Raw genomic sequence first — 3,385 nt, 5'->3', positions numbered from 1 at the left:
CCCTCACCGAACTGCTCCAGCAGCTCTTTGGGGATTTTGGGCAGGTCACGCAAGGGTTTCTTTTTGGTTGGCATACATGCACCTCTTACTCATGTTATGCCCGAACACAAAATTTCTGACACCCTCCCAGCTTGTGCAAGCCGCAAACCGAACTGTCCGTCAGCAAGCCATCCTCACGTGCCACGCACTGGCTGTATAGCGATGTGCCGAGCTCTTCGATGTTCATGAACAGTAGAGCTTCATCCATAGCAGCAAGACCAACGTAGGCTGGTGCCTGGAAATACAAGCCCTTGCTGTCACGCACCGCATCGACATCAAGATAGGGAGCTGTGAGAGGTATCCCGTGCTCGTCCACACGCCCATGCACCAGTTGCAAGTGGCTACTGAAACCGAAAATCGCGGTACGCAACGGATATAGGCAACAAACGTCGTAGAATGCTCCCCAGCTACCATCGCCGATGCCAATTGCATAGAAGATCGCCGATTCATCGCGATCCATGCCTAGCCCACCGAAATCCCCCGGATCCGCCGGGTCCCAGGCATCTAGGGCAGGGAGGAACACAAGGTCACGGAAAGACAACCTGTGGTATCGCTCGACGATCGCCGTCCACATCTGTGCCCAGCCTTCCGTACCATAGACAGCGGCTACCTTCTCAGCGAAACGCTCGGCAAAACGCCGCCATTTTCCTTGAATCCTCTGCAGTGCTGCAGTAGGTGGTGAAGTGTGGCCTTCAGGGTTTTTCCAGATCAGCAGCTTGGGCTCGCCCTCTCCTTCAAGCTGCCCCTCGCGTAGATAGATCCCAGTAGCATTGACCCAAGGGGTGCCTGGGTTGGGAAAGTCGGAGAGACGCAGCTCGAACAGATTCGCGTAATGCGCCATCAGGGATCGACCATCCTTTGGCGACTCACCGGTTCGGTTGAAGAAAGGCATGCGCATAGCACCCATTTCGAAAGGTGCCGAGGGTTGCCTCTGATCACCAGAACTATTCCTCACGGTCAGGTGGCGACCGCCAATGCGCTGGGCTTGTTCGATAAGAGTAATTCGGGTGAAGCCACAACGCAGTAGCTCTCGAGCTACCGTAAGACCAGTAACACCGGCACCGACGATGCAGATGCGATGCTCTGGCCGGGAGGCACGGCCAACTCCGCCATGCTGTTCAACGAGACGACGGTAGTCGAAACACAGGTCGGGAGGATTGGGAAAGCGCGCGCTCCACGGTTGGCCGGGGGATGCTGGCTCGATAGCCAGATCAGCGGGATGGTTATGAGTCGATCCGATGGTCATGATCTCGGGTTTCCATGGAAGATGAGAAACCTGATCATGCCGGAGCTAGCAAGGTAGGGAGCGGTAGATGTTTATCGTCGAATCGTGATCAGTGTTGTCTGATCTAATGCTATTACAAGCAAGCCCTACGGGCATTTAAGCGCCGCTTTAGTAAATATTGAGGTTACTTGCGGGTCAGCCAAGGCACCGAGCCACAGCTCCCACAGGGATAGCGCTGAATTGCAGAAGTACGCTGTACCTGTGGGAACGGGCTTGTTGCAAATAGGGCCGTCAGGCGTTAAACCGCCAGCGCACGCTCACGCAGTTCCTGGTTGAGGATGTGATCGTTCTCGCTGTAGTCGACCGGGCAGTCGATCACATGCACCCCCGGAGTCTTGATGCAGTGCTCGAGCAGCGGCAGGAAGCCCTCGGCGCTTTCCACGCGGTGACCGTTGGCGCCGTAGGCTTCGGCATATTTGACGAAGTCCGGATTGCCGTAGTCCAGGCCGAAATCGGTGAAACCCATGTTGGCCTGCTTCCAGCGGATCATGCCGTAGCCATCGTCGCGCAGGATCACCACGGTCAGGTGCATCCCCAGGCGCACCGCGGTTTCCAGTTCCTGGCTGTTCATCATGAAGCCACCGTCGCCGCACACCGAGATCACCGGGCGGTCCGGGTACACCAGGTGCGCCGCCATGGCCGATGGCAGGCCGGCGCCCATGGTCGCCAGGGCGTTGTCCAGCAGCACGGTATTGGGCTTGTGGGCCTTGTAGTTACGGGCGAACCAGATCTTGTAGATGCCGTTGTCCAGGGCGACGATGCCTTCGGACGGCAAGGCGCGACGGATGTCGGCGACCATGCGCTGCGGGTAGATCGGGAAACGGTCGTCGTCGGCGCCTTCGGCGACCTGCGCTTCGTTGGCTTCGCGGATGGCCAGCAGGCGGGTGAAGTCCCAGTGGCTGGTGTCGGTCAGGGCTTCGCCGATCTGCCAGACGGCGTTGGCGATGTCGCCGATCACTTCGATCTGCGGGAAGTACACGGCATCGACTTCCGCCGAGCGGAAGTTGATGTGGATGACCTCGGTACCGCCACGAACCATGAAGAACGGCGGCTTCTCGATCACATCGTGGCCGATATTGACGATCAGGTCGGCGGCTTCGACCGCACGGTGCACGAAATCGCCAGCCGACAGTGCAGCGTTGCCGAGAAAGCGCGGGTGGCGCTCGTCGACTACGCCCTTGCCCATCTGCGTGGTGATGAAGGGGATACCGGTCTTGTCGATCAGTTGCTTGAGGACCTTGGCGGTCATCTTGCGGTTAGCGCCGGCACCGATCACCAGGATCGGGCTGCGGGCGGCCTGCAACTTCTCGACCGCGGCCTCGACGGCCTTGTGCTCGGCCAGCGGGCGGCGGTGCAGACTCGGCGGGATCGGCATCGATTCGGTCTGCTCGGCGGCGATGTCTTCCGGCAACTCCAGATGCACGGCGCCAGGCTTTTCTTCTTCAGCCAAGCGGAAGGCTTCGCGCATGCGCGCGGGGATGTTGTCGGCCGAGGCGAACTGGTGGGTGTACTTGGTGATGGGGTCCATCATGCCGCACACGTCGATGATCTGGAAACGGCCCTGCTTGGACTTCTTGATCGGCTTCTGGCCGGTAATCATCATCATCGGCATACCGCCCAGATAGGCGTAGGCACTGGCGGTGACCAGGTTGGTCGCGCCAGGGCCGAGGGTCGACAGGCTGACGCCGGTCTTGCCGGTCAGGCGGCCGTAGGTGGCGGCCATGAAGCCTGCGGACTGCTCGTGGCGGGTCAGGACCAGCTTGATCTTCGACTTGCGCAGGGACTCCAGCAGGTCGAGGTTCTCCTCGCCGGGAATGCCGAACACATACTCGACACCTTCGTTTTCCAGGCATTGCACTACGACATCGGCGGCCTTGGCCATCTTGCTTGCTACCTCAAGTGATAGGACGGTGGTGAAGTCCAGGAATGCGCAGCACGGTGCGCTGGCATCGCTCGGTCCGGAAGCCGGAATTGCCCCGAACCTAAGCCTTGACGCAGGCTGGGTACGGAGAAGTCACGTCAATTGGCGGCATTAATTGTCGCACCCGGCGGGAGGAAGTG

General features: G+C 59.6%; 1 protein-coding gene and 1 pseudogene. Both read right to left on the bottom strand.

The window, feature by feature from the left end:
- Positions 1-127: 127 nt before the first annotated feature.
- Positions 128-1,285 (bottom strand): annotated as a pseudogene (locus tag WCE05_RS25685) (FAD-dependent oxidoreductase); the annotation flags it as partial.
- Positions 1,286-1,562: 277 nt separating this feature from the next.
- The gene (locus tag WCE05_RS25680) at positions 1,563-3,206 is read right to left on the bottom strand and encodes an acetolactate synthase large subunit (RefSeq protein ID WP_368816806.1); all 1,644 of its coding nucleotides are present in this window, start codon (positions 3,204-3,206) and stop codon (positions 1,563-1,565) included.
- Between the last annotated feature and the right edge of the window lie 179 nt (positions 3,207-3,385).

The organism is Pseudomonas sp. I2, from assembly GCF_040984075.1.
Taxonomy (GTDB): Bacteria; Pseudomonadota; Gammaproteobacteria; order Pseudomonadales; family Pseudomonadaceae; genus Aquipseudomonas; species Aquipseudomonas guariconensis_B.
Note: the sequence above shows the minus strand (reverse complement) of the source record. Positions and strands in the feature narration are given on the sequence as shown.

What these genes read in the sequence shown, in the direction of transcription:
- WCE05_RS25680 (WP_368816806.1), bottom strand. Translation starts at nt 3,206, where the DNA reads ATGGCCAAGGCCGCCGATGTCGTAGTGCAATGCCTGGAAAACGAAGGT.